Annotated in this window: 20 protein-coding genes; 9 read left to right on the top strand and 11 right to left on the bottom strand. The window is 71.8% G+C overall.

Annotation, left to right across the window (positions count from 1 at the left end; genetic code table 11):
* Nucleotides 1-110: 110 nt before the first annotated feature.
* Nucleotides 111-1,409 carry a LuxR C-terminal-related transcriptional regulator gene (locus tag ACGF5O_RS15490; RefSeq protein WP_393810386.1) on the top strand — a complete coding sequence of 433 codons (1,299 nt, stop codon included), beginning with the start codon at nucleotides 111-113 and terminating at the stop codon, nucleotides 1,407-1,409.
* Here the strand turns inward: ACGF5O_RS15490 and ACGF5O_RS15485 are convergent.
* From ACGF5O_RS15485 to ACGF5O_RS15470, 4 genes are all read right to left on the bottom strand, one after another.
* The gene (locus ACGF5O_RS15485) at nucleotides 1,385-1,588 is read right to left on the bottom strand and encodes a hypothetical protein (RefSeq protein WP_393810385.1); all 204 of its coding nucleotides are present in this window, start codon (nucleotides 1,586-1,588) and stop codon (nucleotides 1,385-1,387) included. The genes ACGF5O_RS15490 and ACGF5O_RS15485 overlap by 25 nt on opposite strands.
* Nucleotides 1,575-2,519 (bottom strand): hypothetical protein, encoded by a 945-nt coding sequence (locus tag ACGF5O_RS15480; protein ID WP_393810384.1) that lies wholly within the window; start codon nucleotides 2,517-2,519, stop codon nucleotides 1,575-1,577. The genes ACGF5O_RS15485 and ACGF5O_RS15480 overlap by 14 nt, the downstream gene beginning before the upstream one ends.
* Entirely contained in the window at nucleotides 2,512-2,715 is a 204-nt protein-coding gene (locus ACGF5O_RS15475; RefSeq protein WP_393810383.1) for a hypothetical protein, read from the bottom strand. The genes ACGF5O_RS15480 and ACGF5O_RS15475 overlap by 8 nt, the downstream gene beginning before the upstream one ends.
* A 107-nt stretch (nucleotides 2,716-2,822) precedes the next feature.
* The gene (locus tag ACGF5O_RS15470; protein ID WP_393810382.1) at nucleotides 2,823-2,984 is read right to left on the bottom strand and encodes a hypothetical protein; all 162 of its coding nucleotides are present in this window, start codon (nucleotides 2,982-2,984) and stop codon (nucleotides 2,823-2,825) included.
* Between the two features lie 264 nt (nucleotides 2,985-3,248).
* Between ACGF5O_RS15470 and ACGF5O_RS15465 the strand changes: the two genes are divergently transcribed.
* The 5 genes from ACGF5O_RS15465 to ACGF5O_RS15445 all read left to right on the top strand — a co-directional run bounded on the left by ACGF5O_RS15465 (nucleotide 3,249) and on the right by ACGF5O_RS15445 (nucleotide 10,640).
* Nucleotides 3,249-4,778, top strand: a complete 1,530-nt coding sequence (locus ACGF5O_RS15465; protein ID WP_393810381.1) for a helix-turn-helix domain-containing protein — start codon at nucleotides 3,249-3,251, stop codon at nucleotides 4,776-4,778.
* Between the two features lie 459 nt (nucleotides 4,779-5,237).
* Complete coding sequence (locus ACGF5O_RS15460) at nucleotides 5,238-6,425, top strand: extracellular solute-binding protein (RefSeq protein ID WP_393810380.1); 1,188 nt, start codon at nucleotides 5,238-5,240, stop codon at nucleotides 6,423-6,425.
* 95 nt (nucleotides 6,426-6,520) lie between these two features.
* Nucleotides 6,521-7,372 carry a carbohydrate ABC transporter permease gene (locus ACGF5O_RS15455; RefSeq protein ID WP_393810624.1) on the top strand — a complete coding sequence of 284 codons (852 nt, stop codon included), beginning with the start codon at nucleotides 6,521-6,523 and terminating at the stop codon, nucleotides 7,370-7,372.
* Nucleotides 7,369-8,199 (top strand): carbohydrate ABC transporter permease, encoded by an 831-nt coding sequence (locus ACGF5O_RS15450; RefSeq protein ID WP_393810379.1) that lies wholly within the window; start codon nucleotides 7,369-7,371, stop codon nucleotides 8,197-8,199. Before ACGF5O_RS15455 ends, ACGF5O_RS15450 begins: the two co-directional genes overlap by 4 nt.
* An 86-nt stretch (nucleotides 8,200-8,285) precedes the next feature.
* On the top strand, nucleotides 8,286-10,640 hold the full coding sequence (locus tag ACGF5O_RS15445) for a glycoside hydrolase family 3 N-terminal domain-containing protein (RefSeq protein ID WP_393810378.1): 2,355 nt from the start codon (nucleotides 8,286-8,288) through the stop codon (nucleotides 10,638-10,640).
* A 65-nt stretch (nucleotides 10,641-10,705) separates the two neighbouring features.
* Here the strand turns inward: ACGF5O_RS15445 and ACGF5O_RS15440 are convergent, their stop codons facing one another.
* From ACGF5O_RS15440 to ACGF5O_RS15430, 3 genes are all read right to left on the bottom strand, one after another.
* Nucleotides 10,706-11,740 carry a LacI family DNA-binding transcriptional regulator gene (locus ACGF5O_RS15440; RefSeq protein WP_393810377.1) on the bottom strand — a complete coding sequence of 345 codons (1,035 nt, stop codon included), beginning with the start codon at nucleotides 11,738-11,740 and terminating at the stop codon, nucleotides 10,706-10,708.
* 100 nt (nucleotides 11,741-11,840) lie between these two features.
* Complete coding sequence (locus ACGF5O_RS15435) at nucleotides 11,841-14,030, bottom strand: ricin-type beta-trefoil lectin domain protein (RefSeq protein ID WP_393810376.1); 2,190 nt, start codon at nucleotides 14,028-14,030, stop codon at nucleotides 11,841-11,843.
* Nucleotides 14,031-14,217: 187 nt separating this feature from the next.
* Nucleotides 14,218-15,642 carry a carboxypeptidase regulatory-like domain-containing protein gene (locus ACGF5O_RS15430; RefSeq protein WP_393810375.1) on the bottom strand — a complete coding sequence of 475 codons (1,425 nt, stop codon included), beginning with the start codon at nucleotides 15,640-15,642 and terminating at the stop codon, nucleotides 14,218-14,220.
* A gap of 201 nt (nucleotides 15,643-15,843) precedes the next feature.
* On the opposite strand from ACGF5O_RS15430, the gene ACGF5O_RS15425 reads away from it, so the two are divergent.
* Nucleotides 15,844-16,452, top strand: a complete 609-nt coding sequence (locus ACGF5O_RS15425; RefSeq protein WP_393810374.1) for a TetR/AcrR family transcriptional regulator — start codon at nucleotides 15,844-15,846, stop codon at nucleotides 16,450-16,452.
* A gap of 138 nt (nucleotides 16,453-16,590) precedes the next feature.
* Nucleotides 16,591-17,199 (top strand): flavin reductase family protein, encoded by a 609-nt coding sequence (locus ACGF5O_RS15420; protein WP_393810373.1) that lies wholly within the window; start codon nucleotides 16,591-16,593, stop codon nucleotides 17,197-17,199.
* Nucleotides 17,200-17,242: 43 nt separating this feature from the next.
* Here ACGF5O_RS15420 and ACGF5O_RS15415 read toward each other — a convergent pair whose 3' ends face one another.
* On the bottom strand, nucleotides 17,243-18,775 hold the full coding sequence (locus ACGF5O_RS15415; RefSeq protein WP_393810623.1) for an SDR family oxidoreductase: 1,533 nt from the start codon (nucleotides 18,773-18,775) through the stop codon (nucleotides 17,243-17,245).
* Nucleotides 18,776-19,039: 264 nt separating this feature from the next.
* Complete coding sequence (locus ACGF5O_RS15410) at nucleotides 19,040-20,038, bottom strand: LacI family DNA-binding transcriptional regulator (RefSeq protein ID WP_393810372.1); 999 nt, start codon at nucleotides 20,036-20,038, stop codon at nucleotides 19,040-19,042.
* Nucleotides 20,039-20,313: 275 nt separating this feature from the next.
* Between ACGF5O_RS15410 and ACGF5O_RS15405 the strand changes: the two genes are divergently transcribed.
* Nucleotides 20,314-22,284: a hypothetical protein gene (locus ACGF5O_RS15405; protein WP_393810371.1), complete on the top strand. Its 1,971-nt coding sequence runs from the start codon at nucleotides 20,314-20,316 to the stop codon at nucleotides 22,282-22,284.
* 63 nt (nucleotides 22,285-22,347) lie between these two features.
* On the opposite strand, the gene ACGF5O_RS15400 is transcribed toward ACGF5O_RS15405, so the two are convergent.
* Together ACGF5O_RS15400 and ACGF5O_RS15395 are read right to left on the bottom strand one after the other, a co-directional pair.
* Nucleotides 22,348-23,301: a helix-turn-helix domain-containing protein gene (locus tag ACGF5O_RS15400; protein WP_393810370.1), complete on the bottom strand. Its 954-nt coding sequence runs from the start codon at nucleotides 23,299-23,301 to the stop codon at nucleotides 22,348-22,350.
* Complete coding sequence (locus ACGF5O_RS15395) at nucleotides 23,294-24,304, bottom strand: helix-turn-helix domain-containing protein (RefSeq protein ID WP_393810369.1); 1,011 nt, start codon at nucleotides 24,302-24,304, stop codon at nucleotides 23,294-23,296. Before ACGF5O_RS15395 ends, ACGF5O_RS15400 begins: the two co-directional genes overlap by 8 nt.
* Nucleotides 24,305-24,665: the final 361 nt, after the last annotated feature.

The raw sequence follows: 24,665 nt of genomic DNA, 5'->3' as shown, positions 1-24,665 counted from the left end.
GGCGCAGGGCCCCCGCGACACACCCCCCGTGTGGAGCGGTACGGCGACCGTAAGCGGCGGATCGCCCGTAACCCATCCCAACCATCTGGGATATCCGTAGAGTTGTGGATATGCCTCGCCCCGCGTCAGAGCCCTCGCCGGAGCCCGCCGCGGGCCGTTCCGGTTCGTTACGTGCCCGTTCCGGCGACCTGGTGGACGCCTTCGAGCGCCGCTCCCGCCGGCTGCTCGCCACCGCGCCCGCCTCCGGCGCCGCCCTGGAGGTGCTGGGTGCCGCCGCCGGGTGTCTGCTCCGCCGGGTGCCGGCGGACGTGTGGTGCGGGGTGCTGCTCGATCCGGCGACGCTCCTTGACACGGGCGGCCGTCACGAACAGGGCTTTCCCGAGCGGGTGATGCCCCGGCTCTTCGAGATCGAACACGCCGAGCAGGCGGGCGTCGACAACATCCGGGCGCTGTCCCGCCGTACCGAGCCGGCCAGTCTGCTGAGTCTGTCCACGGGCCGTCGGCTGGAGGGCCTGGAGGACAACGTCTACTACCGGGACATCCTGCGCCCCGAGGGTCTCGCCGACGAGTTGCGGGTGGCCCTGCGCGACCGCGGGCACTGCTGGGGCCTGCTGGTGCTGTGCCGGGCCAAGGGTGCCGTGCCCTTCTCCCCCGCCGACGTGGCGCTCGCCGCCCGGCTCAGCACCCCGGCGGGCCGGGCACTGCGCCAGGCGTTCCTGCTGGGCGGCACGGACCTGGGCGACACCCCGGACGCGCCCGGTCTCGTCGTCCTCGACCGGAACGGGCGCATCCGGCAGGCCACGCCGACGGCGCGGCACTGGCTCGGCCAGATCCAGGAGAGCCGCCCGGCCGGCGAGGAGACGGGCCCGCTCGCGCTGCAGGCCGTCGCGGCCAGGGTCCGCACCACCGCGCACGAGAACGCCGGGGAGCCGGCCCCGGCGCACTCGACCCGCTCCCGGGTACGGACCCACAGCGGCCACTGGGTCACCCTGCACGCCACCCACCTGCCGGCCCCGGGGGACGGCGAAGGGGCCGGGGAGGATGCCGGGGCCGGGCACACCTACGTCTCGGTCGGGCTCAGCCAGCCCGGCGAACTCGCCGCGATCGTGCTCGACGCGTACGGTCTGTCGGCGCGCGAACGCCAGGTCGCCCAGCGGGTGCTGGTGGGCCGGTCCACCACCGAGATCGTGGACGAGCTGGCGATCACCGAGGACACCGTCCAGGACCATCTGAAGAAGATCTTCCGCAAGGCGGACGTGCACAGCCGCCGCGAACTCATGGAAGAGGTCTTCTTCCACCACTACCTGCCCGGCCTCGTCCAGCCCCCGCTGACCACGGACGGCAGGAGACGCCCGCGGGGCCGCACCACGCCGCAGTCTCCGGCTCAGGAGCGCTCGATCCAGCCGTAGGCGGTGAGGTCGGCCAGGAGGCGGGCGACCGGGGCCGTGGCCTCGGCCGGGGAGCAGTGGGCGGCGGTGAAGGTGGTGTCGTCGATCACCTGGGCGCCGCCGTCCTGCTCCGGACGGAGGTGCAGGGAACCCAGAAGGCGGATCGTCGGCGTGTCGGAAACCGGGTCAGAGCGTGTCAAGCCGGGCCTCCCGCGAGATGAAGTCGAAGTGCATACCGGTCAGGCCGTTGCCCACCCCCAGATGGACGCCCGCGGCACCCTCGTTGAGCAGGCAGTTCAGGCCCCAGTCCACCCGGTCGGCGGAGAGCACACCGGTGCCGATGGCGACCTCGGTGACCGCGCCCCGGTACTCCGGACCGCTCGTCGCGTGGATGCCGTCGGCGAAGGGGCCGAACCCGTCGACGAACCGGTTGTCCCGGATCTCCACGGACAGCGGACAGGATTTCCGCATCATCTCCGCCGTTTCGGCGGCGGCGCCGAATCGGCCGGCGCGGGCACCCGTCAGTTCACGGTGTTTGGCGACGAGTACGGAATCCACCCGCAACGTTCCGGAAACAGTGAGGTCGGTGTCCACACGGCCGGCCAGATCGGTCGGCGACATGGCCACCTCGAAATAGTTACCGATGGTGGAGTGCTCGTCCGGGAGAAGTTCCGGACGGGTACGGCTGGAGAGCTGGAGTTGTTCGGGAAGGCGGATGGCGAGATCCGTCCCGGGGCCGGTCATCCGTACTTCTTCGCGGGCCAGGAGAAGTTGGGAGATGATCCGCCGGTTCGCCGCGATACAGCTCGGGATATCGATCTCGGCGAACCTTTCAAGACCGTATCTGGCGACCTGCGGATCGGCGGAGAAGGAGGCCAGCGGAATCCACAGCACACTGGACCCGGAAAAGATGTCGCGCAGGGCCCGCCGGGACGGCAGCCGACCGTAGTCCACCGGCACCGCGACCGCTCGCGAGGGCGTCGGCTCACGGCCGTCCAGGACGCCTTCGAACGTCGACGCCGGCACCCCGTGCGCCGTCAGCCAGTCCGCGAGACCGGGTTCGTCGGTCAGGATGCTCACCTCCTGACCTGCGAAGATCACACCCAGGTTGGTCAGCAGCCCGTCACGCATCGGGCACCGGCGCGGCCAGGCAGGGGCAGGTCGGGATGTCACCCAGATGGCTCTTCAGGACCGCGGGCACCTGCCGCCGCACGCCCCCTCCGGCATCCGCGCCGGGCTCCGGCCGCCCGTCCGGAATCTTCAGGGCGCGGCCGTACATGTCACCGTCGCTCGCCACGCCTTCCGCCACCCAGATCCTTCGAGTCATATGCGGTCCCCACTGTGTGCGGTGAGAGTGCGGGAATTCCGGGCGCCGCCGCCGGTGCATCTCCGAGCAGTGCACCGGAGGCGGTTTCCGGCACAACGGAACGCGAATCAGATTCCGTTGTAGATGATCGCGAGGAACGGCTTGGGGTTCTCACCCTCGGGCGTCATGGCGGTCGTTCCCCGGTCGGCGTCGAGGGAGCCGAGCAGGGTGATCTCCGGGGCTTCCAGAGTTCCGACGAACAGGGCGGTCTCAATGGCTACCTGGGGCATTTCGCGTACCTCCGACTTGAGCCTGTTGACACGTGCCCGTGCCGAGTAACGAGCACCACCCAAGCGTACGGAGGAAAGGCACCCGGACAACGGCCTGCCGAATTCCTGACCAAACGTTGGGCGCCGTCTTGACGCGCTCTCACCCCGCCCTTGTGCGCATCTGAACGAGGGTCGACGGGCCGAACGGCCGGGCCCGCTGACAGGACATCACCCGAACGGACCCCCCGACGGGCGCCATCTCATATCTGAGATAACCTCGGCCTCATGGCAGACGACTACCTCGTACGCATCGGCAAGCTCATCCGTGACGCCCGGCAACACCGCGGCTGGACACAGACACAGCTCGCGGAGGCGCTCGGCACCAGTCAGAGCGCTGTCAACCGCATCGAGCGCGGCAACCAAAACATCAGCCTTGAGATGATCGCTCGAATCGGTGAGGCCCTGGACAGCGAGATCGTCTCACTGGGCTACGCGGGCCCGATGCATCTGCGGGTGGTGGGCGGCCGCCGGCTGTCCGGCGCCATCGACGTGAAGACCAGCAAGAACGCGTGCGTGGCCCTGCTGTGCGCCTCGCTGCTCAACAAGGGGCGCACGGTGCTGCGCCGGGTGGCCCGTATCGAGGAGGTGTACCGCCTGCTGGAGGTGCTCAACTCCATCGGCGTGCGCACCCGCTGGATCAACGACGGCGTCGACCTGGAGCTGGTACCGCCGGCCGACCTCGACATGGCGTCGATCGACGCCGAGGCCGCCGTCCGCACCCGCTCGATCATCATGTTCTTCGGCCCGCTGCTGCACCGCATGGACCACTTCAAGCTGCCCTATGCCGGCGGCTGCGACCTGGGCACGCGGACCATCGAGCCGCACATGATCGCGCTGCGCCGGTTCGGCCTGGACATCGCGGCGACCGAGGGGCAGTACCACGCGCAGGTCGACCGCGCGATCCGCCCCGACCGCCCGATCGTGCTGACCGAGCGCGGCGACACAGTGACCGAGAACGCGCTGCTGGCCGCCGCCCGGCACGACGGCGTCACCGTCATCCGCAACGCCTCCTCCAACTACATGGTCCAGGACCTCTGCTTCTTCCTGGAGGCGCTCGGCGTCAAGGTCGAGGGCATCGGCACCACGACGCTGACCGTGCACGGCGTGCCGAACATCGACGCGGACGTGGACTACTCCCCCTCCGAGGACCCGGTCGAGGCGATGAGCCTGCTGGCCGCCGCGGTGGTGACGGAGTCCGAACTGACGGTCCGCCGCGTCCCCATCGAGTTCCTGGAGATCGAGCTGGCGGTCCTGGAGGAGATGGGCCTCGACCACGACCGCAGCCCCGAGTACAGCGCGGACAACGGCCGTACCCGCCTGATCGACCTCACGGTCCGCCCCTCCAAGCTGGAGGCGCCGATCGACAAGATCCACCCGATGCCGTTCCCCGGCCTGAACATCGACAACGTCCCGTTCTTCGCCGCCATCGCAGCCGTCGCCCAGGGCAAGACCCTCATCCACGACTGGGTCTACGACAACCGCGCGATCTACCTGACGGACCTGAACCGCCTCGGCGGCCGTCTCCAGCTCCTCGACCCGCACCGGGTCCTGGTGGAGGGTCCGACCCGCTGGCGCGCCGCCGAGATGATGTGCCCGCCGGCCCTGCGCCCCGCCGTGGTCGTCCTGCTCGCCATGATGGCGGCCGAGGGCACGTCCGTCCTGCGCAACGTGTACGTCATCAACCGCGGCTACGAGGACCTCGCCGAACGCCTCAACTCGATCGGGGCGCAGATCGAGATCTTCCGCGACATCTGATCCGACGCCGCCGCCGCACCCCGTCCGACCCCCTGCTGCACGGGTCGGGCGGGGTGCGGTGGCATGTCTGTGCCTTCTTCGGTTCTCCGGGTTCGCGCGGTGCCGACGTGTGTGCCCGGGTGCGAAAGTCTTTCGTAACCGAGGAATTTCCCCTCCTTGTCCCCGGCGTGAATTACGTGCCAGTGTCCCGGTCCAGCAGACAGGCCACCCGCGGTGACGACGTCCGAAAGCTTTTCGCACCAGCCGCCCGACTGCCTGGCGAGTGAATACGGCATGCCGAGAGAAGAGAGGCAGACAATGCGCGGATTTCCGGTGCACGGAATGAGCGGTGCGGGGATTCCCGGAAGACGGCGCGGGATCGGTGCCGCGATAGCCGTGACGGCGGCCATGTCCCTTGCCGCGTGCGGGACTTCGGGGCCGGCCGGATCGTCAGGGGGCGCGTCGGCCAAGGGGCTGACGATGTGGGCGCTCAACGACCAGACGATCCTCGCGAAGTCGGTGGACGCCTACAACAAGGACCACCCGGACTCGAAGATCACGCTGCGGCTGTTCGCCAACGACGACTACAAGCAGAAGCTGCGGGTGGCCTTCGGCGCGGACCAGGCCCCGGACATCTTCTTCAGCTGGGGCGGCGGCGCCCTCGACGACTACGTCAAGGCGGGCAAGGTGGACGCCCTCACCGACGCCCAGGTGGACCTGCTGCGGTTCACGCCGAGCGTCCTGAAGAGCGCCACCTTCGACGGCCAGACCTACGGCGTGCCCGCCAACGGACTCGCCCCGGTGGTCCTCTACTACAACAAGAAGGTCTTCAGGAGCACGGGCATCCAGCCCCCGAAGACGTACGACGACCTGCTCACCGACGTGAAGAAGCTCAAGGGCGCCGGCGTCACCCCGGTCTCCCTCGCGGCCAACTCCAAGTGGCCGACGCTGATGTACCTGGAGTACCTGCTCGACCGCGAGGGCGGCCCGGACGTGTTCGACCGGATAGCCGCCGGTTCCGCGGCCGGCTGGAAGGACGCCTCGGTCACCGCGGCCAGCACCCGCCTCCAGGAGCTGGCCAAGGCGGGGGCCTTCGGCGACAACGCCTCCTCCGTCAACTACGACCAGGGCGCCGCCACGGCCCTGCTCTACACCGGCAAGGCCGGCATGGAGCTGATGGGCACCTGGGAGTACGCCAACATCGTCAAGGCCGCCCCGGACTTCGCGAAGAACGACCTCGGCTACGTCGCCTTCCCGGCCCTGTCCGGCGGCAAGGGCGACCCGAAGGACATCGTCGGCAACCCCTCCAACTTCCTGTCGCTGAACTCGAAGAGCAGGAACAAGTCGGCGGCGCTCACCTACCTCAAGGACTACGTCCTGAACGGCTCCCAGGTCGACGCCTACCTGGCGGCCGGCAGCGTGCCCCCGGTCAACGAGCTCGACTCGAAGCTGGCGGCGGTGAAGTCGGCCGACGACAAGAAGTGGCTGACCTTCGTCTACGACCTGGTGCAGAACTCGCCGAACTTCCAGCTCTCCTGGGACCAGGCCCTCCCCTCCGACCAGGCCGACCCGCTGCTGACCAACGTGGACAAGTCGTTCCTGCGGCAGATCACGCCCGAGCGGTTCGGCACGGACATGAGCACGGCCATGAGCAAGGCGGCGCAGTAGTGACCACCGTGGTTCGTACCCCGCGGCCGGTCGCGTCCCACCGGGCGCGCCCGGCCACGGGCCGCTCCGGGCGCCGCCGTCACAGCGGTCTGCTGATGGCCGCGCCCGCCCTGCTCCTGTTCGGTCTGTTCGGCCTGGTCCCGCTGGTCGGTGTGCTGGTGCTGAGCCTGTCCCGCTGGGACGGCCTCGGCTCGATCGGCTGGTCCGGCCTCGCCGACTGGACCGGTGTGCTGACCGACGGCGCCACCTGGCAGGCGCTGTGGCTCACCGTCAAGGTGATGGTGGTCAGCTGGCTGGTCCAGACGCCCCTCGCGCTGGCGCTCGGCCTCTTCCAGGCGCCCCGGGGCCGGCTGCGCGCCTTCTTCGCCGTGCTGTGGTTCCTGCCGCTGCTGCTGTCCGCGGTGGCGATCGGCCTGACCTGGCAGGCCCTGCTCGACCCGTCCTTCGGCATCGGCGCCGCCCCCGGGCTGCACCGGCTCGCCAAGCCCCTGCTCGGCTCGCCCGAACTGGCCCTGTACACGGTGATCTTCGTGATCGCCTGGCAGTTCGTGCCGTTCCACGCGCTGCTCTACCAGGCGGGCGTGCGCCAGATCCCGGTGTCGCTGTACGAGGCCGCCGCCATCGACGGCGCCGGTCCTGTCACCCGCCTGCTGCGGATCACGCTGCCGCAGCTGAAGTACACGTTCGTCACGTCGAGCACCCTGATGCTGGTGGGTTCGCTGACCTACTTCGACCTGATCTACGTCCTGTCCGGCGGCACCGGCGGTCCGGGCACCGCGACCCGGGTACTGCCGCTGGCGATGTACATCACGGGCTTCCAGACCCACGACATGGGCCGGGCCAGCGCGATCGCCACCATCCTGGTGGTCCTCGGCCTCGCGCTGTCGCTGCTGACCACCCGCCTGTCCGGCTTCACCCGGATGGACAGCCAGCAGGAGGGCATGTGAGCACCGTCGTCGCGACCCTGCGCCGTACCGCGTCCGGCGGCGTCACGCTGCTGTGGACCGCGCTGGTCGTCGTACCCCTGTACTGGGTGGTCGTGACCAGCCTCCGCGGCCAGGCCGACTTCACCACGGGCAACCCGCTGGCGCTGCCCGGCCACCCGAGCCTGGCCAACTACCGGACCGTCCTCGACGGGGACTTCACGACCTACCTGCTCAACAGCGTGATCGTCACCGTCGCCACGGTCGCGATCGTCATCGTCGTCGCCCTGATGGCCGCGTTCTCGATCGTCCGCCACACCAACCCCTGGTCCCGGCTGACCTTCCGCCTCTACCTCCTGGGCCTGGCCATCCCGCTCCAGGCGGTGATCATCCCGGTGTACCTGCTGATCATCCGCATGCACCTGTACGACAGCCTGCTCGCGATCGTGCTGCCCTCGGCGGCGTTCGCGCTGCCGGTGACGGTGATGATCCTGGTCAACTTCCTGCGGGACATCCCGCGTTCGCTGTTCGAGGCGATGGTCGTGGACGGCGCCGGCGACTGGCGGATGCTGTTCTCGCTCGCCGCGCCGATGGCCCGCCCGGCGCTGGTGACGGTCGCGGTGTACGACGGCCTCCAGGTCTGGAACGGCTTCCTCTTCCCCCTGATCCTCACCCAGAGCGGCGACAAGGCCGTACTGCCGCTCGCCCTCACCCTGTACCGCGGCGAGTTCGGCATCAACGTGCCCGCGACCATGGCCGCGGTGGTGCTCTCCACCCTTCCCATGCTGGTGGTCTTCGTCCTCGCCAGGCGGCAGCTGGTCGCCGGGCTGACCGCCGGATTCTCCAAGTAACGGATACCGCACGGGAGTCGGCCGGTGCCGTGGCGCGCCGGCCGCCCTCGGCATGCCCGCGCAACAACCCCCACGAGGAGTCGTGCATGACGACCACCACGCCGGACCACTCCGCGCTCGCCCCGGCAGGTGACGACCGCCCCTGGACCGACCCCGGCCGCCCGGCGGACGAACGTGCCGAGGCGCTGCTCGCCCGGCTGACGCTGGAGGAGAAGGTCGCCCAGCTCAGCAGCGCCTGGGAGGACGTCGAGCCGGCCGGCCCCGAAGTGGCCCCCGGCACCAGCCTGTTCGGCCGCGTCGGCGATCTCGACGCGACCGCCCGGCACGGCCTCGGCCAGCTCACCCGCCCCTACGGCACCGTCCCCCGCCCCGCCCTGGAACACGCCCGCCTGCTGGCCGCACGCCAGCGGCAGATCATGGCGCAGAGCCGCTTCGGCATCCCGGCGATGGCGCACGACGAGTGCCTGACCGGCTTCACCGCCTACGGCGCCACCGTCTACCCCACCTCCCTGGCCATGGCCGCCACCTTCGACCCGGCGCTGGTCGGGCGGGTCGGCGCGGCCATCGGCGCCGACATGGCCGAGGCCGGCGTCCACCAGGGCCTCGCCCCCGTCGTCGACGTCATCCGCGACTACCGCTGGGGCCGCTGCGAGGAGACGTACGGCGAAGACCCCTACCTGGTCGGGGAGATGGGCGAGGCGTACGTCCTCGGCCTCCAGGGCGCCGGGGTGTATGCCACCCTCAAGCACTTCGCCGGCTACTCCGCCTCCATGGGCGGCCGCAACCACGCCCCGGTCGGCATCGGAGAACGCGAACTCGCCGACGTCCTGCTGCCGCCCTTCGAGCGGATCGTCGCCGCCGGAGTGGGCTCGGTCATGAACTCGTACGCCGAGATCGACGGCGAGGCCCCCGCCGCGAGCCGCCGGCTGCTGACCGGGGTGCTGCGCGAGCGGTGGGGCTTCGAGGGGACCGTGGTCTCCGACTACTGGTCGCTGCCGTTCCTGGTCGACGCGCACCGGGTGGCCGCCGATCTGCCGGGCGCCGGGGCCCTGGCACTCCGTGCGGGCATGGACGTGGAGCTGCCCGACCAGCGGGGCTTCGGCGCCGCGCTCGTCGCCGCCGTCCGCGCCGGAGCGGCCGACGAGGCCGATGTCGACCGGGCCGTGCGCCGGGTCCTGCGGCAGAAGGCCGCCCTCGGGCTCCTCGACGCCGGCTGGGAACCGGAGCCGCCCGCCCTGCGCGCGGGGGTCCTGGACCTGGACAGGCCGGAGAGCCGCCGGCTCGCCCACGCCGTCGCCCAGGCCGGTGCCGTGCTGCTGCACAACGCCGGGGGGCTGCCGCTTCCCGCCACCGGCCGGATCGCCCTGATCGGCCCGTGTGCCGACGACGTCCGCACGATGTTCGGCTGCTACAGCTTCCCCAACCACGTCCTCTCCGAACGCGACGACCTCGGCGACGGTGTCGGGGCGCTCTCGCTGCGGGCCGCCCTGGCCGGTGAACTCCCGGGCGTGGAGTGGCTGTTCGCGCAGGGGTGCCCGATACGGGAGGAGGACGGGAGCGGCATCGCGGCCGCGGTGGAGGCGAGTCGCGCGGCCGGCCTCACCGTGCTGGCCGTCGGCGACAGGCCCGGCATGTTCGGCATCGGCACCTCCGGCGAAGGCTGCGACGTCGAGGACCTGCGGCTGCCCGGCGTGCAGGAGGAACTGGTCGAGGCGGTGCTGGCGGCGGGCGGTCCCGTCGTCCTCGTCGTCGTCAGCGGACGCCCGTACGCCGTGGGGCGGTTCGCGGCCGGTACGGCGGCCGTGGTGCAGGTCTTCCTGCCCGGCGAGGAAGGGGGCCGTGCGGTCGCCGAACTCCTCTCCGGACGTGCGAACTTCAGCGGCAGACTGCCGGTGCAGATCCCCGGCTCGCCCGCCGGGCAGCCGTACACCTACCTGCACCCGCCGCTGGGCGACCGGCAGAGCCAGCTGTCCAACCTGGACCCGAGCCCGGCGTTCCCCTTCGGGCACGGCCTGTCCTACACCGGATTCGAGATCCACGATCTGCGGGCGGATCGTCAGGACGTGGACGTGGACGGCGAGTTCGAGGTCTGCGTGCGGGTGCGGAACACCGGTGCGGTCGCGGGCGCCGAGACCGTCCAGCTGTACTTCACCGACCCGGTCGCCCAGGTCACCCGGCCGGTCCGGGCGCTGCTTGCCTTCGCCAAGGTGCCGCTGGAGCCGGGCGAGGAGGCGACCGTCCGCTTCCGCGTCCACACCGACCGCCTGGCCTTCACCGGTCTGGACGGCCGGCGCGTCGTCGAGCCCGGGGAGATCCTGCTCCGTGCCGGGTCCTCCAGCGTGGACACCCGGAACGAGGTGAGCGTGCGGCTCGTCGGTGAGCAGCGGGACGCGCGGGTCCTGCGGCAGCACGGGGTGCCGGCGCTGGTCGAGCGGGCCTGAGCGGGGCCGGACGGCGCGCGGGCGGGCGGTCCTCTTCGGGGGGGCCGCCCGCTCTTGCGTGCCGTTCAGCGGGGGGTGCGCGGGGCGGACGTCGAGGCCCGCAGGACCAGTTCGGTGGCGAGTTCGATGCGCGGGGAGGCGGGTGGGCGGCCGTCGGCGACCGAGAGCAGCACCCGGGTGGCCTCGCGTCCCAGCTCCTCGAAGGGCTGCCGGACCGCGCTCAGCGGCGGGGACGCCATGGCCGCCACCAGGGTGTCGTCGAAGGACATCACGGCCAGGTCGTCGGGCACCCGCAGCCCCAGCTGGCGGGCGGCCTCCAGCACGCCGAGCGCCTGGGCGTCGCTGGCCGCGAAGACCGCCGTGGGCCGCCGCTCGCCACGCAGGATCCTGAGGCCGACGGCGAGCGCCTCGTCGTAGTCGAAGTCGGTGGACCCCACGATCGCCGGGTCGTAGCCGATGCCGGCCTCCTCCAGCGCCGCCCGGTACCCGTGCAGCCGTGCGGCCCCGGCCAGCGAGTGCGACCGTCCGGCGACCATGGCGATCCGGGTGTGGCCGAGGCCGAGGAGGTGCTGCACCGCCTCCCGGGCCCCGCTCCAGTTCGTCACCCCGATGCTCGGGATGTCGGCCGACGGCGCGCTCAGCGGATCCACCAGCACCACCGGGAGTCGCTGTTCGACGATCCGCCGCTGGTCGTCGTCGGCCAGCATCGAGATCACGATGATCAGTCCGGCGGCGCCGAGCGCCAGGCACTCCTCCAGCCACTGGGAGATGGACCGCCGGCTCGTGGTCCCGGTCAGCACGTCGACGCCGAACTCGCCGGCCGCTTCCACGACCCCGCGGACGACCTCCAGCGTGTACGGGCCCGACAGGTCCCGGAAGACGGCGATGATCTGCCGGGACGCGGCGGACTCCCGGTCCCAGGGGCGCACGTACCCGTACTGCTCCAGGAGTTCCTCGACCCGGGACCGGGTCCTCGCGCCCACGTCGCGGCGGCGGTGCACCACCTTGGAGACGGTGCTGAGTGACACCCCCGCCTCCTGGGCGATGTTCGTCAGCAGACCGTACTGCCCGTCCAGCTGCCCCTTGTCCTGAGCAGTCACTGTTCTCGCTCTCCCGCCGGCCCCTGACCTGGCCCTCCCGCGCAAGCCAACAGCAGCGGGCGCCGGGAGACAAGACTCCGGTGCCCGCCGCCGCGTCTGCTCAGGCTCTGCTCCACTGCTGGTTGGCGGCGCCGCGGCCGGTCCACAGGTCGACCTTCGTGCCGTTGGCGGTGCCCGCGCCGGTCACGTCGACGACCAGGCCGTTGGAACGGTTGGCGATGGTCCCGTCCACGCGGAACGCCCACTGCTGGCTGGTCTTGCCGTTGCAGGTCCAGAGGATGACCTTGGTGCCCGCGGTGGTGCCGTCGCCGTCGGCGGCCAGGCACTTGCCCGAGACCCGGAGTTCGCCCGCCGCGGTCCGGGTGATGGTCTGGTTGGCGTTGCCCGAGCAGTCGTAGAGCTGGACCTGGACGCCGGTCGCGCCGTTGGGGACGTCCAGGCAGCGGCCGGAGCCCGTGCCCTTCAGGGTGAAGGTGGCGGCCGTGGGCAGCGGGTCCTGGAGGAGCTGCCAGTCCTGGGAGCCGTCGTCGGCCGAGGCGGCCAGGGTGACGGCGCCGCCTGCGGTGGCACCGGTCATGTAGAGGCTCGTGTTCTTCACCGAGCGGAGCTTGTAGTAGCCGGAGGTCGAGGACGCGACCTCGGTCCACTGCTTGTCGGTGGCGCCGTCGTCGACCCACTGGGTCAGTTTCTGGCCCGCCGTCGCCGTGCCGGTCCAGATGGCCACCGCGCGGCCGCCCGCCTTGTTCAGCAGGGTGACGTCGGAGCCCGTGGCCTGGAGGTGCCAGCGCTGGGTCAGGGAGGTGGAGCTGGATGCCCCGAGGACGAGGTCGGGGGTGTTCCCGGTCAGGTTCGCGTCCTGGGTCCTGCCGGAGTCGGTGGTCAGGACCTGGCCCGTCAGCCGGTTGACCAGGGAGTAGTAGGCGCCGTCGGAGCGCCCCAGGTCGACCTCGGCGTACTTCACCGGCCCGACGCTCGTACCGCTCCAGGACGCCTGGAGGACCAGGACGCGTCCGGTGCCGTCGACGTACTGGAGCTGGCGGCTGTACCCGGCGGCGATCGGGGTCTGGTACTGCTTCCAGGTGCCGGTGGACGAGCCGGACTCGTTCACCCACACACTGCCGCTGCCGGCCGCGTTGTAGACGATCCGGCCGTCGGGCAGCGGAAGCAGGACCGGACTGCCGCCGGTGGCGAGGGTGTTGCCGCCGGAGGGTACGGGCAGCGAGGTGACCGCGCCGTCGGTGCCCGCGTAGAACTTCGTCGGGTCGTCCGCGATCCGGTAGCGGACGTTCGTGCCGCCGCCCCAGTACTCGTACGTCATCAGCCACTTGCCGTCGGTGGTCGGCGCGACCGTGGTCATGCCGGGCCGTCCGCCGCCGATCTCCGTCTTGCCGCCGCTCATGGTCACGGTGGAGCCGGGGACGTCGACGACCGGGCCGCTCCACGCGGAGGTGCTGGTGCCGTCCCACGTGCGGTGCATGAGGACCTGGCCGCCGGAGTCCGTCGCCGTGGCGTTGTCGGGGTCGAGGGTCGGGGCGCCGGTGGTGGTGTCGTAGCCCGTGTAGTCGTTCTCGTCGGAGTAGTAGGCGATCAACTGCCCGTTGTGGGCGAGCAGATGCGGCTCCCAGACCGGGTCGACCTGCTGGTACGTGTTGGCGGCCGAGGTGCGGCCGAGGGCGCCCGCGCTGCCGCCCTGCCAGGAGCCCGCGGCGATGATGTTCCGGAAACTCCAGGTCGCCCCGTCGTCCGAGCTGGAGTACAGGGCCAGCGCCACGTCCTTGCGGTCGCCGTCGCCGGTCGGCGTCCAGGAGGAGTTCGCGGCCTTCTGCTCCTCGTAGTAGTAGTCGTCGCCCGAGACGATGCTCGCGAGCAGCAGCGTGCCGGCGCTCAGGCTGCCCACGCTCTGCGGGAGCACGTAGAGATACGGGTTCGTCCAGTTGCTCGTGTACTTCGCGTACGCGGAGTCGGCGGACAGGTAGGCGGGGGCCTTGACGTCGGAGAGCTTGGACCAGGTCGTGCCGTCGTCGTCGCTCTTGTAGACGGGCAGGGTCTGTCCGACCGGGGTGGTCTCGCTGTCCTCGAAGGTCGCGACGATCCGCCCGTCGGGCAACTGGGCCGACTTCGGGTAGAGCACGCACGGGCTCTTGTTGCAGGCGGCCGAATTCGTCGCCGTATAAAGGTTCGTGGGGCTCGGCTGATAGGCGGTCGCGGTCGCCGCCGAGGCGATGGTGAATGCCATGGCGGTGCCCGCGGCCGCTGCCGCCGCGAGCACTTTCCTCATCAATGAGCGCATCAAAGCGGTTCCTTGGGGGGGCCTGTGGATTCCTCTGGCGGAAAACGCCGGACGAAAGGTGAGGACAGTATTGGGATACGGCAGCGGTGTGTCACGAGCACGTTTCCGAAAGTGTTTCGCAGGCAGGGCGGCGCCGGCCCTTCCGGGTGGCGGCGCCGCCGGTATGCGCGGTGCTGTCCGCGCGGTCCTACGGGAGCTGTCTGGCGTGGCGTCCCTGGGGCCTGTGCCGCAGGGCGAAGTCGGCCCGGGCCGTCAGCCCCGTCTGCAGCAGCGCCTGGTGCACCATCGGATGCAGGCCGGGCGCCGAGACCACGATGCTGAGGTGGCCGGCGGGCAGACCGGCCGCGGCGTACTCACCGGTTCCGTCGGTCACGCTGCGCACGAGCTGCCGTCCCCGGGCGTCGATGACGGTGACCGCGGCGCCGCGGACCGGGCGGCCCTCCCCGTCCTGGACCCGGCCGGTCAGCACCGGCACCTGCTCCCCGAAGCGGTGCGCGTGCACCGGGAGCGCCGTCGGCCTGGGCGTCTCCAGCGCCGGGTCCTCGACCGGCGGCTCCGCGACGGGCCCGCTCTCCCCGTCGTCGGACCCGGCCCCGGCCCCGGCCTCGTTCTCGTCCTCGTCCTCGTTCTCGTTCTCGTCGCCGTCGCCCGCCTCGCCGGGCTGTACGGCCAGTGCTCCGCCCTTGCGCCCGTGCAGCCAGAAGTCGAGCCCCAGCAGGGCGATCCCGCCCGCGAACCAGGCGCACAGCACCAGGACCGGTTCGAGCACTCCGGCGCCGTCGAAGTAGAGGACGCCGCGCAGCGCGTCGAGGCCGTTGGCCAGCGGCATCACCGTACGGACGTGCTGGAAGAACATCGGCAGCATCGGCGCGGCCACGGCGCCGCCGCTGGTCGGGATGCTCATCACGATGAACAGGCCCATGGCGACGGCGGGGAAGAACTGCCGGGTGAACGGGGCGAGTCCCGAGGCGGCCGTCGCCACCGCCGTGGTGAGCAGGAAGGAGACCGCCATGGCCGCGGGCCTGTCGGGCAGGTAGCCCAGCCACAGGCCGACGTAGAAGCCGACGGCGCTGCACCCGGCGGCCACCCCGGCGATGGTGAGGAGCTTTCCGCGCCGCCTGAAGGTCACCGCGCGCAGCAGCGTGGTCGCCAGCACGTAGGCGGGGATGCTCCAGGCCAGCGCGAAGTAGAGCAGGGTGGTGCCCAGCTCGTCCTCGGGTTCGGTGGGCGCCACGTCGGTGACGGTCAGCTGCCGGTGGTTCCCGGCGGCGACCTGGGTGAACACCGTGGTCAGGGTCTGTTCGAGGGAGGCGCCGTTGGCCTTCGCCACGTACAGCACCGCGTGCCGCCCGCTCTGGCGGAATCCCGCCACCGTGTCCCGGTCGAGCACCGACCGGCGTGCCGCCCGGCCGTCGGCGACCGCGGTGACGTCGAACCCGCCGGGCAGCCTGCCGCTCAGCGCGCTGCCGACCTGCCGGGCCGCCACGGGACCGGCCACCGCGACCCGCACATGGTGCGGCTGCGGTGCGTGCAGGGCGGGTGCGAAGAAGAACAGCATGCCCAGGAACAGGGAGACCGGGAACCACAGGGCCTCGGCCAGGGTCACGGCCACGGACCGGCCCTTGGATCGTTCTGTCCGTTCCGACACGGGGACTCCAACTCGCCGGGGACGACCGGAGCGGGTCCCGTCCGGCATACGACTCAGTGCGGTCATCGTAATAGATTCTTGCAGTACTGCATTTTTGCAGTACTGTAGGAATCGTCCGGCCGCCTGTTCACAGGGGCCGACGAGCGGACGGAGAGCAACGCGCCCATGGAGAACGGCCGCCCCGACGGGCTGCGCGAACGCAAGAAGCGGGCGACGCACCGAGCGCTGCAGGGCTCCGCGGTGGCCCTCTTCCGCCGCCACGGCCCGGAAGCCGTCACGGTCGAGAGCATCTGCGCCGACGCCGGCGTCTCCCCGCGCACCTTCTTCAACTACTTCGCCGGCAAGGACGAGGCCGCCTTCATGCTGGAGGAGGGGACCCCGGCGCTGATCGAGGAACGGATCACCGCCCGGCCCCCTGAGGAGACCCCGCTGGAGGCGGTCAGGGCCGTGTTCGTCGCGCGGCTGGGCGAGCTCGCCACCGGCAGGATCTGGCTGGAACGGGTGCTGCTGGTGCGCGAGCGTCCGGAGCTGCTGCCCCGGATCGTGCTGACGAACCGCGCCGTGGAGGGCGCCGTGACGAGGGCGGTCGCGGCACGCACCGGACTGCCGGAGGGCCACCTCTACGTACGGACGACCTCAGCCGCGGTCTTCGCGGCGCTGCAGGCCGCCATCAGCTGCTGGCAGCCGGACTCCGGCCCGGAGGTGGTCACCCTGGTCCACGAGGCCGTGGAGATGCTGGGCCGGGGGCTGCCCGCTCCGCCGCGGACCGGCTGAAACGACGGACGCCCGACCCGGGCGCGGATGCCGGGCGGCTGGTGGAGCATGAACGTGGAGGCCCGGTGCGCTGACCGGCCCGGGAAGGAGGTGCCCCACGACCACGTCGGACTTCGGAGCACTGCCTGAGGGGCCACCATGCGTCTGGAATACACCCCCGAGACGATGAGCAGCACGGACTTCTACCGGTTCCTGACCTCGGTCGTCGTTCCCCGGCCGATCGCCTGGGTCTCCACGGTCACACCCGACGGGCGCACCGAGAACCTGGCACCGCACTCCTTCTTCAGCATCGCCAGCACCGATCCCCCGATCGTCCAGTTCACCTCGATCGGCCGGAAGGACTCCCTGCGCAACGTCGAGGACACCGGCGAGTTCGTCGTCAACTTCTCCTCCGAACCGCTCCTGCAACTGATCAACGCCACCGCCGTCGACTTCCCCCGTTCGGTGAGCGAGTTCGACACCGCCGGCATCGAGCGCGAGGCCAGCAAGTGCGTGCGCCCGCCCAGGGTCGCCGCCTCCCACGCGGTGCTGGAGTGCCGCTCGCACACCACGCTGCGCATGGGCAACTCCACGCTGGTCTTCGGACGGGTGCTGCATGCCGCCGTCGACGAGGACTACCTGGCCGACGGCCGGCCCAGCAGCGAGTTGCTGCGTCCGCTCACCAAACTCGGCGGCGACGAATGGGGCACCCTGGGCGAGGTCGTGCACCTGAACCGCATCCCCTACGAGGAGCCCCGCACGCACTGACCGGGCCGCGCACGACGGACCCGGCCGGCCGCGGAGTCACCGCTCACCCGTGGGACCCGCCGCTCCGCCCGGTGAGCCCGGTCCGCCCGCGTCGCCCGGTCGAGGGGGCGGAGTCCGGGTCCTGCCCGCGTTCGGCGGCGCGGACGATGTTGCGGGCCATGCCGCCGAAGACGGCCGCGTGGAAGGGCGACACGCTCCACCAGTAGAGCTGGCCCAGCAGTCCGTGCGGGTGGAACAGCGCCCGCTGCCGGTAGCGCGCGCCGCCGGCCCCCTCCGCGTCGACGTACATCTCCAGCCAGGCCAGGCCGGGCAGCCGCATCTCGGCGCGCAGCCGCAGCAGCCGCCCGCGTTCGATCTCCTCCACCCGCCAGAAGTCCAGCGAGTCGCCGACCCGCAGCCGCCGCGCGTCGCGCCGTCCCCGGCGCAGGCCCACCCCGCCGGCCAGGCGGTCGAGCCAGCCGCGTACCGCCCAGGCCAGCGGGAAGGAGTACCAGCCGTTCTCGCCGCCGATGCCCTCGACCACCTCCCACAGCGCGCCGGGAGCCACCCGGGCGTGGCGTTCGCGCACGTCGGTGTAGAGGCTGCCGCCGGCCCAGTCCGGGTCGGTGGGCAGCGGATCGCTGGGGGCGCCCGGCACGGCGGCGGAGGACCAGCGGGTGACGACCTGGGCGTCCCGCACGCGTTGCAGCGCGAGGGAGACGGCGCGGTCGAAACCGACCGGGTGGCCGGGCGGGCTGGGCACGTACCGTGCGATGTCCTGTTCCCGGCACACCACCTCGTGGCGCAGCGACTCCGTCAGCGGGCGGGCGATGGAGGCCGGCACCGGGGTCACCAGGCCGACCCAGTGACTGGACAGGCCGGGCGTGAGCACCGGCACGGGCAGGATGAGCCGCCGGGGCAGCCCGGCGACGGCGGCGTACCGCTGCATCATCTCGAGGTAGGTGAGCACCTCGGGGCCGCCGATGTCGAAGCTGCGGCTGACGTCGGGCGGCAGGCCGGCGCACCCCACCAGGACACGCAGCACGTCCCGTACGGCGATCGGCTGGATGCGGGTGTGCACCCAGCGCGGCGTGACCATCACCGGCAGCCGCTCGGTCAGGTAGCGCAGCATCTCGAAGCTGGCCGAGCCGGAACCGATGATGACGGCGGCCCGCAGGACGGCCGTCGGCACGCCCGAGCCGAGGAGGATACGGCCCACTTCGGCGCGGGAGCGCAGGTGCGGCGAGAGTTCCCGCTCGGGCACGTCGGCCGGGGTCAGGCCGCCCAGGTAGACCAGCCTGCCGACGCCCGCCCTGCGGGCCTGCTCGCCGAAGACGTGGGCCGCCTGCCGGTCGGTGCGCTCGAAGTCGCGGCCGGCGCCGAGCGCGTGCACCAGGTAGTAGGCGACGTCGACGCCCGCCAGCGCCGCCGCCACCGAGTCCGCGTCGGAGACGTCGCCCCGCACGACCTCCACCCGCCCGGCCCACGGCTGGTCCCGCAGCTTCCCGGGGGTGCGGGCCAGGCAGCGCACCCGGTACCCGGCGTCCAGCAGCTCCGGCACCAGCCGCCCGCCGATGTAGCCGCTGGCGCCGGTCACCAGGCAGGTCCTGGGACCCGGGGCAGCGGCTCCGTGCGCGTTCGTCGTCGTCCCGGCCGTCTCGTCCGCCACGCGAACCGCCTCAGTCGTCGTCCGTGCGCCCTCGCGCCCCGCGCCCCCGGTATCTCTACGGTGCCGCCCGCCCGCCCGGATGCGCCGGGCGACCGCGGCATCCGGGTGAACGCGGCGCTCCCGCGGGCCGCGTCCGGCCGTCCTGGCCGGCGGGTACGGCGCCGGCCCCGACGGGCGGCCCGATGCCGCCGGTCAGCGGCCCTTCGGGGGTGCGGTGCTGGCGCGGACGACGAGTTCGGGGTCGAAGAGGAGCTCACCGACCGGGACGTCGCGGTTGCCGAGGAGGGCGAGGACGCTGCGGGCGACCTCGGGAGCCAGCCGGTCGGCGGGCTGACGCACCGTGGTGAGCGGCGGATCGACGAAATCCATGATCATCGAGCCGTCGTAGCCGACGACCGAGACGTCACCCGGCACGTCGTAGCCCTGCCGGCGCGCCCCGCGGATCGCGCCCAGCGCCATGTAGTCGCTGGCCGCCACCACGGCCGTCGCCCCGAGGCCCAGCAGCGACAGCGCGGCGGACTGACCGCCCTCGACCGTGTAGGACTGCCGCACCACCCACCGCTCGGGATCCGCGATCCCGCGCCGCGCCAGCGCGTCGAGGAACCCGCTCACCCGCCGGTCGGCGGGCCGGTTGCCCACCGGACCCGACGCCATCCCGATCCGCCGGTGCCCCAGCCGGTACAGATGATCGACCGCGAGCTCCGCGGCCAGCAGATCATCGGTGGAGAACACCGGAGCCCGGCAGTCGCCCTCGAACTGCCCGTTCACCCCGACGAACGGGATCCGCCGCGACCTCAGCAGCTCGTACGCCTGCGGATCCGCGCCCTCGATCGTGTTGCTCGCGGACAGGAACACCACCGCCGCCACCCCTCGGTCCGCCAGGGCGCTCAGGTAGTCCAGCTCCTGCACCCCGCCCGCGAAACACGGACACAGGATCGTCTTCAGACCGTGCGGAGCGAGCGTCGCCTCGATCCGCTCGCACACGTCGGCGAAGAACGGGTTGGACACCAGCTCCGTGACCACCGCCACCAGCTGCCCCTGGGTCTGCCGCTCGTACCCCAGGTCCGCCATCGCCCGCTCGACCGCCTCACGCGTCTTGCGGGACACCCCCTGACGCCGGTTGATCACACGGCTGACCGTCGCCTCACTCACCCGCGCCCGGTCCGCGACCTCGGTGATACCGACCTTCATACGGTTCCCTCCGTGCCCCCGTCGTGCGGTCGCCCGGCGACCGTTCGCAGGCGTCGATGATACGCGGACACGCGGGAGTCACGCTCCCCGGATCCGTGTCACTTGCAAGATCTTGATGAAAACTTTCGCCCGAAGCAGTCAGCTTGAAGTGCGGTATCGCCACTTCTCTTGCAACTTTGCCCTGCATGACCATTGAACGACTTCTTCCGGCCCTGTTAGCTTCGGCCACGAATCAGCCGCTCGCCCGCACGCCGTAGCTGAAGACCGGAGACCCGATGAAGCCCTCAAGGCTCATGCTGCTCACCGCCGTTGCTCTGCTCACGCCGATCGCCCCCGCGGCCTCCGCCACGGCGGCACCGCGCGCGGCCACCGACTCCCGTCCCCAACTCGCCCTGCCCGACCCCGGATTCGAGAACGGCGGCACGGGCTGGACCTTCGGCCCCGGCACCGGGGTCGGGACCGGCAACGTGCACAGCGGCAGCCGCTTCCTCTACCTGGACGCCGGTACCGGCAGGACCGCGCGGCTGGACCTGGTCGCACCGCGGGACGGCAGGTACGACTTCTCCGCCTGGGTGGGGAGCGCCGGCGCCAGCGGTACGTACACGATCCTGCGCAACGGCGAGACCGTCGGCACGGTGGAGCTGCCGCAGCGCGCCTCCTACGCCCGGTACACCATCAGCCGCGTCGAGCTGAAGGCCGGCGACCGGCTGGAGATCGCCTTCGGCTCCGGCACCTCCTGGGTCAACGCCGACGACCTCATGATCTCCCCGGCCGCGCCCGCCGACCCGCAGGTCACCTCGTCCGACCCCGAGGTCGTCGAGATGTTCGACTGGGCGAAGCGGAAGGCCAACAGCTGGGTGCAACTGCCCGGCACCGTCGGCCCGGTCAACGCCGACGAGCACCACACCAGCGGCACCGGCACGGGGACGTACGGGCCGACCTACTGGGCCGGATACGCCAACCGCAGCGCCTACTACTCCCGGGACATGACCCACCAGCTCGACGGCGCCGCCGTCCTCGGCCTCGACACCGAGAACAGGACGATGCTCACCTCGTACGCCGCGTCGGCCACAGCGGAGCACAGGTACTTCCCGGTCTGGTCGCTCAACTTCGACGCCAAGACGTACCTGAGCATCGACTACCACGGCCCGGACGACTACGTCCGCGAGGTCCCGGCCGTCTTCGAACTCGTCGAGAAGGCCGCCCAGGCCTACCTCTGGACCGGCGACCGCAGATACGTCGACGACCCGGTGCTGTGGGACTTCTACCGGCACGCCACCGACCAGTTCATCGACCTGCACAACAGCGCCAAGGACAACGGCACGGTGAAGGTCGCCGAGGGCACAGGCAAGGGCATCTTCTCCGGTGCCGCCAGCTACAACGAGCAGGACGGCGACGGCCTCGCCGAGGCCGGGGACGGCATCGCCTCGGAGTACCAGGCGTATCTGGCGATGGGCGTGCTCGCCCGCGGCAAGGGCGACACCGCGCTGGCGAAGACGTACGACCGCAAGGCCGCCGACCTGAAGAAGTACTTCAACGACACGTGGAGCGGGAGCGGCAGCGGAGCCGACATGGTCCGCGCCTACACCACCTCCGGCACCCCGGTCACCGGCTGGGGCAAGGAGAACAGCGTCTTCATGCCGATGAAGCAGATCATCGACCCCGGCCCGCGCAACGACGCCTACCTCGACTACATCCAGGCACAGGAGCTCGGCCCGAACGGCTCGCCCAACATCGAGTCGACGACGTACCTGCCCGACATGTTCTTCCGCAACAACCGTGCCGACACCGCCTGGTGGTGGATGCGGAAGATCTACGGCGAGCGGAACACCCAGCACGTCAACTCCCGCCAGGGCCCCGACGGCGACTACCCCGAGGTCTCGTTCACCCTGGTCAGCCAGACCGTCGAGGGCCTGATGGGCATCACCCCGGACGCGGCGGACCACCGGGTGACCACCCAGTCCCGGCTGCCGTCCGGCATGAAGTGGCTCCAGGTCGCGGACGTACCCGTCGGCACGGGCACGGTCACCGTCCGCCACGACGCCGCGACGAAGACCACGCTCACCAACAACTCCCGCCACGGCGCCTACCGTTGGGAGGCCCGCTTCCCCGGCGTCCACAAGAGGATCACCGTCGACGGCGTGCCGCGGCGGGCGCGCACCAGGACGGTGAACGGCGTGACGTACACGTACGCGACGCCGACGGTACGGGCCGGGGCGACCGCGGTGGTGCAGGTGTCCGGCTGAACAGCCGCTTGACGGTGTGTCAGTGAGGTGCCGGCGCCGTGTCAGCAGTCGGCCGGCGGTCGGTCAGCGCCCCCATCCGGTACAGGAGGACGCGCCGTCGGGCAGTTCGACGCAGGCGCGTGCCTCCGAGGAACGCCCGACGCCGATCATCAGGGTGTAGAGGTACCGGCCGGGGACCAGCACCAGCCGTGACTGGTGCCGCCCGTCGGTGGTGTCGACCCGCACCCGGTCACCGGTGCCCGGCGCCGTGATCCGGCCCCAGGCCGCACGGCAGCCCGGACTGAAGCGCAGTTCCAGGGTCCGCCCGGCGATCTCCCGTCGCGCCCGGGTGACCGCGTCGGTCCAGCAGTCCGTGTCGTGCTGTTCGGCATCGCGGTCCGTGCAGTTCTCCCCCCGGCAGGTCCCGCTGGTGGGTTCCGGCGCCGCTGCCCGGTGCCCGCCGCCGTACGTCCACGCCACGGCACCCACGCCGAGGGCGGTGACCAGCGCGGTCCCCGCCGCCACGAGGAGGACGGTGCCACGGTGCGGCTTCCGGGCCCGGGGCTCCGGCCCGCCGTGGTCGCCCGGGGTGCGCGGCACGGGGGCGGCGCCGGTGGCGGCGGGCCGGGCGGGGGGCAGGTCCGCGACGGCGGCGGCCCCGGCCTCGGGGGCGGCCCGCGACTCCGGCGCCGCCTCCGGTGGGCGGCCGGTCGGCTCGGCCTCGGTGACGGCGGCGGTCGCGTGGGCGTCGCGGCCGCTCCATGCCCGGTCGGCGAGCCGCCACAGCGCCAGCAGCCGCACCGGATCCGCACCGCTCAGCTTCGCGAGCGTCTCCACCGCGTCCCGGGGCGGGAGCGTCTTGCCGTTGAGGTACCGCTCCCAGGACGACTTGCTGTACGCGGTCCTGGCCGCCAGCGCGGCAAAGCTCAGCCCGGTCGACTCCCGTGCCTCCCGCAGCCGTTCCACCAGGTGGCGGACCTCGGGTGCGGTCTCCGCCCGCGGCGAACGGCCCGGCCCCGGCCCGGCGCCGTCAGTCACCCGGCTTCCTGAGCTCGCGCCAGGTCATGGGGCCCACGATGCCGTCGGCGGTGAGTCCGCGGGACCGCTGGAACCCCCGGACCGCGGCCCTGGTGTTGGGCCCGAACGAGCCGTCGATGCCCTTCGGGTCGAAGCCGTGCCGTCTGACCAGGCACTGCACCTCCGCCACCGCCTCGACGGTGATGCCGACGTGGTACTCGTCGGTGAGGGTCGTGCTGTGCCCCGCGTACAGCAGGCCGTCGTGCAGGGTGAAGTAGCACGGGAACGTCTCGGCGGAGTAGGTGGAGGTCGGCACCTTCGTCGTCGCGGTGACCGCGCGCGATTCCGGCTCCGCCGACGGGGACCCGGGCCAGGTGATCGCCACGGCCACCGCCGCCACCACCGCGAGGGCTGCCGCCACCACGGCCACCCCGGCCACCGTCGCGACCGGCCGCCGCCCGCGCGGAGTCCGGCGAGCCTCCTCCCGACCGGTGTCCGGACGACCGTCCGGGGCCGCCGCTTCCCGTCCGCGGTGCTCCTCAGACACCGCTTCGGAGGCCTCCGGCTGCTCCAACTCCCGCGAAGCCGAATCCGGTTCCAGGGCCGGTGCCGGTGCCGGTGCCGCTCCCGGTGCCGATTCCGGTGCCGGTGCCGGTGCCGGGTCCGAAGCCGCTCCCGGTGCCGGCTTCGGTCCCGGTGCCGGCTTCGGTCCCGACACCGAAGCCGCTCCCGAAGCCGGCGCCGGAGCCGTGAGGCCCGGCGCCGTGCCGGAGGTGGCCACCTCCCACAGTGCCGCCAGGCCGATCCGGTCGCCGCCGCACACGTCGGCCATGGTCTCGACGGCGTGCCGGGGCGGCGTCACCCTGCCGTTGAGGTAGCGCTCCCAGGACGACTTGCTGAACCCCGTCCTGGACGCCAGCGCGGCCATGCTCAGTCCGCTGTGGTCCTTCAACCGACGCAGCTCGACCACGAGCCGGCGGACCCGGGGATCCGTCGACTCGGGCAGCGCTTTCCATCGCGGCATGCCCCACCCCTTCGCGTGCGCCGTGGCGCAGCCGTCCAGCCCCCGTCCGACCCCCCGTCCCGCCTTCACGATATCCGCACATCCCGCCGTTTCGTCGTCCCGCGCGACGTCCCGGCAGCTCAGCGGCGGGATCGTCCCCTGATGTCCCAACCGGCCCTGAATCATGGCCGGTTGGGCGACGACTCGGCCACGATGGGCCGGACACCGGAGCCCGCGGACGACGATCGCGGCGCCTCTCGGAACCAGCTCGCGCGGGGGCCACGGGGGTGTCCCCGCGCGAGCTTCCCCCACCCCGGGCCTGCCCCGCGGCGACTCCGCCGCCTTTGTTGGAACGTCATGACAAAGCGATTGACATCCCCTG

Origin of the sequence: Streptomyces sp. NPDC048291, from assembly GCF_043201715.1 — a bacterium.
Classification (GTDB): domain Bacteria; phylum Actinomycetota; class Actinomycetes; order Streptomycetales; family Streptomycetaceae; genus Streptomyces.
This window is presented reverse-complemented; position numbering and strand designations above follow the sequence as displayed.

Excerpts from the sequence above, each read along its gene's own strand:
- ACGF5O_RS15490 (WP_393810386.1), top strand. The coding sequence starts at position 111 with ATGCCTCGCCCCGCGTCAGAGCCCTCGCCGGAGCCCGCCGCGGGCCGT.
- ACGF5O_RS15480 (WP_393810384.1), bottom strand. The coding sequence starts at position 2,519 with ATGCGTGACGGGCTGCTGACCAACCTGGGTGTGATCTTCGCAGGTCAG.
- ACGF5O_RS15475 (WP_393810383.1), bottom strand. The coding sequence starts at position 2,715 with ATGACTCGAAGGATCTGGGTGGCGGAAGGCGTGGCGAGCGACGGTGAC.
- ACGF5O_RS15470 (WP_393810382.1), bottom strand. The coding sequence starts at position 2,984 with ATGCCCCAGGTAGCCATTGAGACCGCCCTGTTCGTCGGAACTCTGGAA.
- ACGF5O_RS15465 (WP_393810381.1), top strand. The coding sequence starts at position 3,249 with ATGGCAGACGACTACCTCGTACGCATCGGCAAGCTCATCCGTGACGCC.
- ACGF5O_RS15460 (WP_393810380.1), top strand. The coding sequence starts at position 5,238 with ATGTGGGCGCTCAACGACCAGACGATCCTCGCGAAGTCGGTGGACGCC.
- ACGF5O_RS15455 (WP_393810624.1), top strand. The coding sequence starts at position 6,521 with ATGGCCGCGCCCGCCCTGCTCCTGTTCGGTCTGTTCGGCCTGGTCCCG.
- ACGF5O_RS15445 (WP_393810378.1), top strand. The coding sequence starts at position 8,286 with ATGACGACCACCACGCCGGACCACTCCGCGCTCGCCCCGGCAGGTGAC.
- ACGF5O_RS15435 (WP_393810376.1), bottom strand. The coding sequence starts at position 14,030 with ATGCGCTCATTGATGAGGAAAGTGCTCGCGGCGGCAGCGGCCGCGGGC.
- ACGF5O_RS15425 (WP_393810374.1), top strand. The coding sequence starts at position 15,844 with ATGGAGAACGGCCGCCCCGACGGGCTGCGCGAACGCAAGAAGCGGGCG.
- ACGF5O_RS15420 (WP_393810373.1), top strand. The coding sequence starts at position 16,591 with ATGCGTCTGGAATACACCCCCGAGACGATGAGCAGCACGGACTTCTAC.
- ACGF5O_RS15410 (WP_393810372.1), bottom strand. The coding sequence starts at position 20,038 with ATGAAGGTCGGTATCACCGAGGTCGCGGACCGGGCGCGGGTGAGTGAG.
- ACGF5O_RS15405 (WP_393810371.1), top strand. The coding sequence starts at position 20,314 with ATGAAGCCCTCAAGGCTCATGCTGCTCACCGCCGTTGCTCTGCTCACG.
- ACGF5O_RS15395 (WP_393810369.1), bottom strand. The coding sequence starts at position 24,304 with ATGCCGCGATGGAAAGCGCTGCCCGAGTCGACGGATCCCCGGGTCCGC.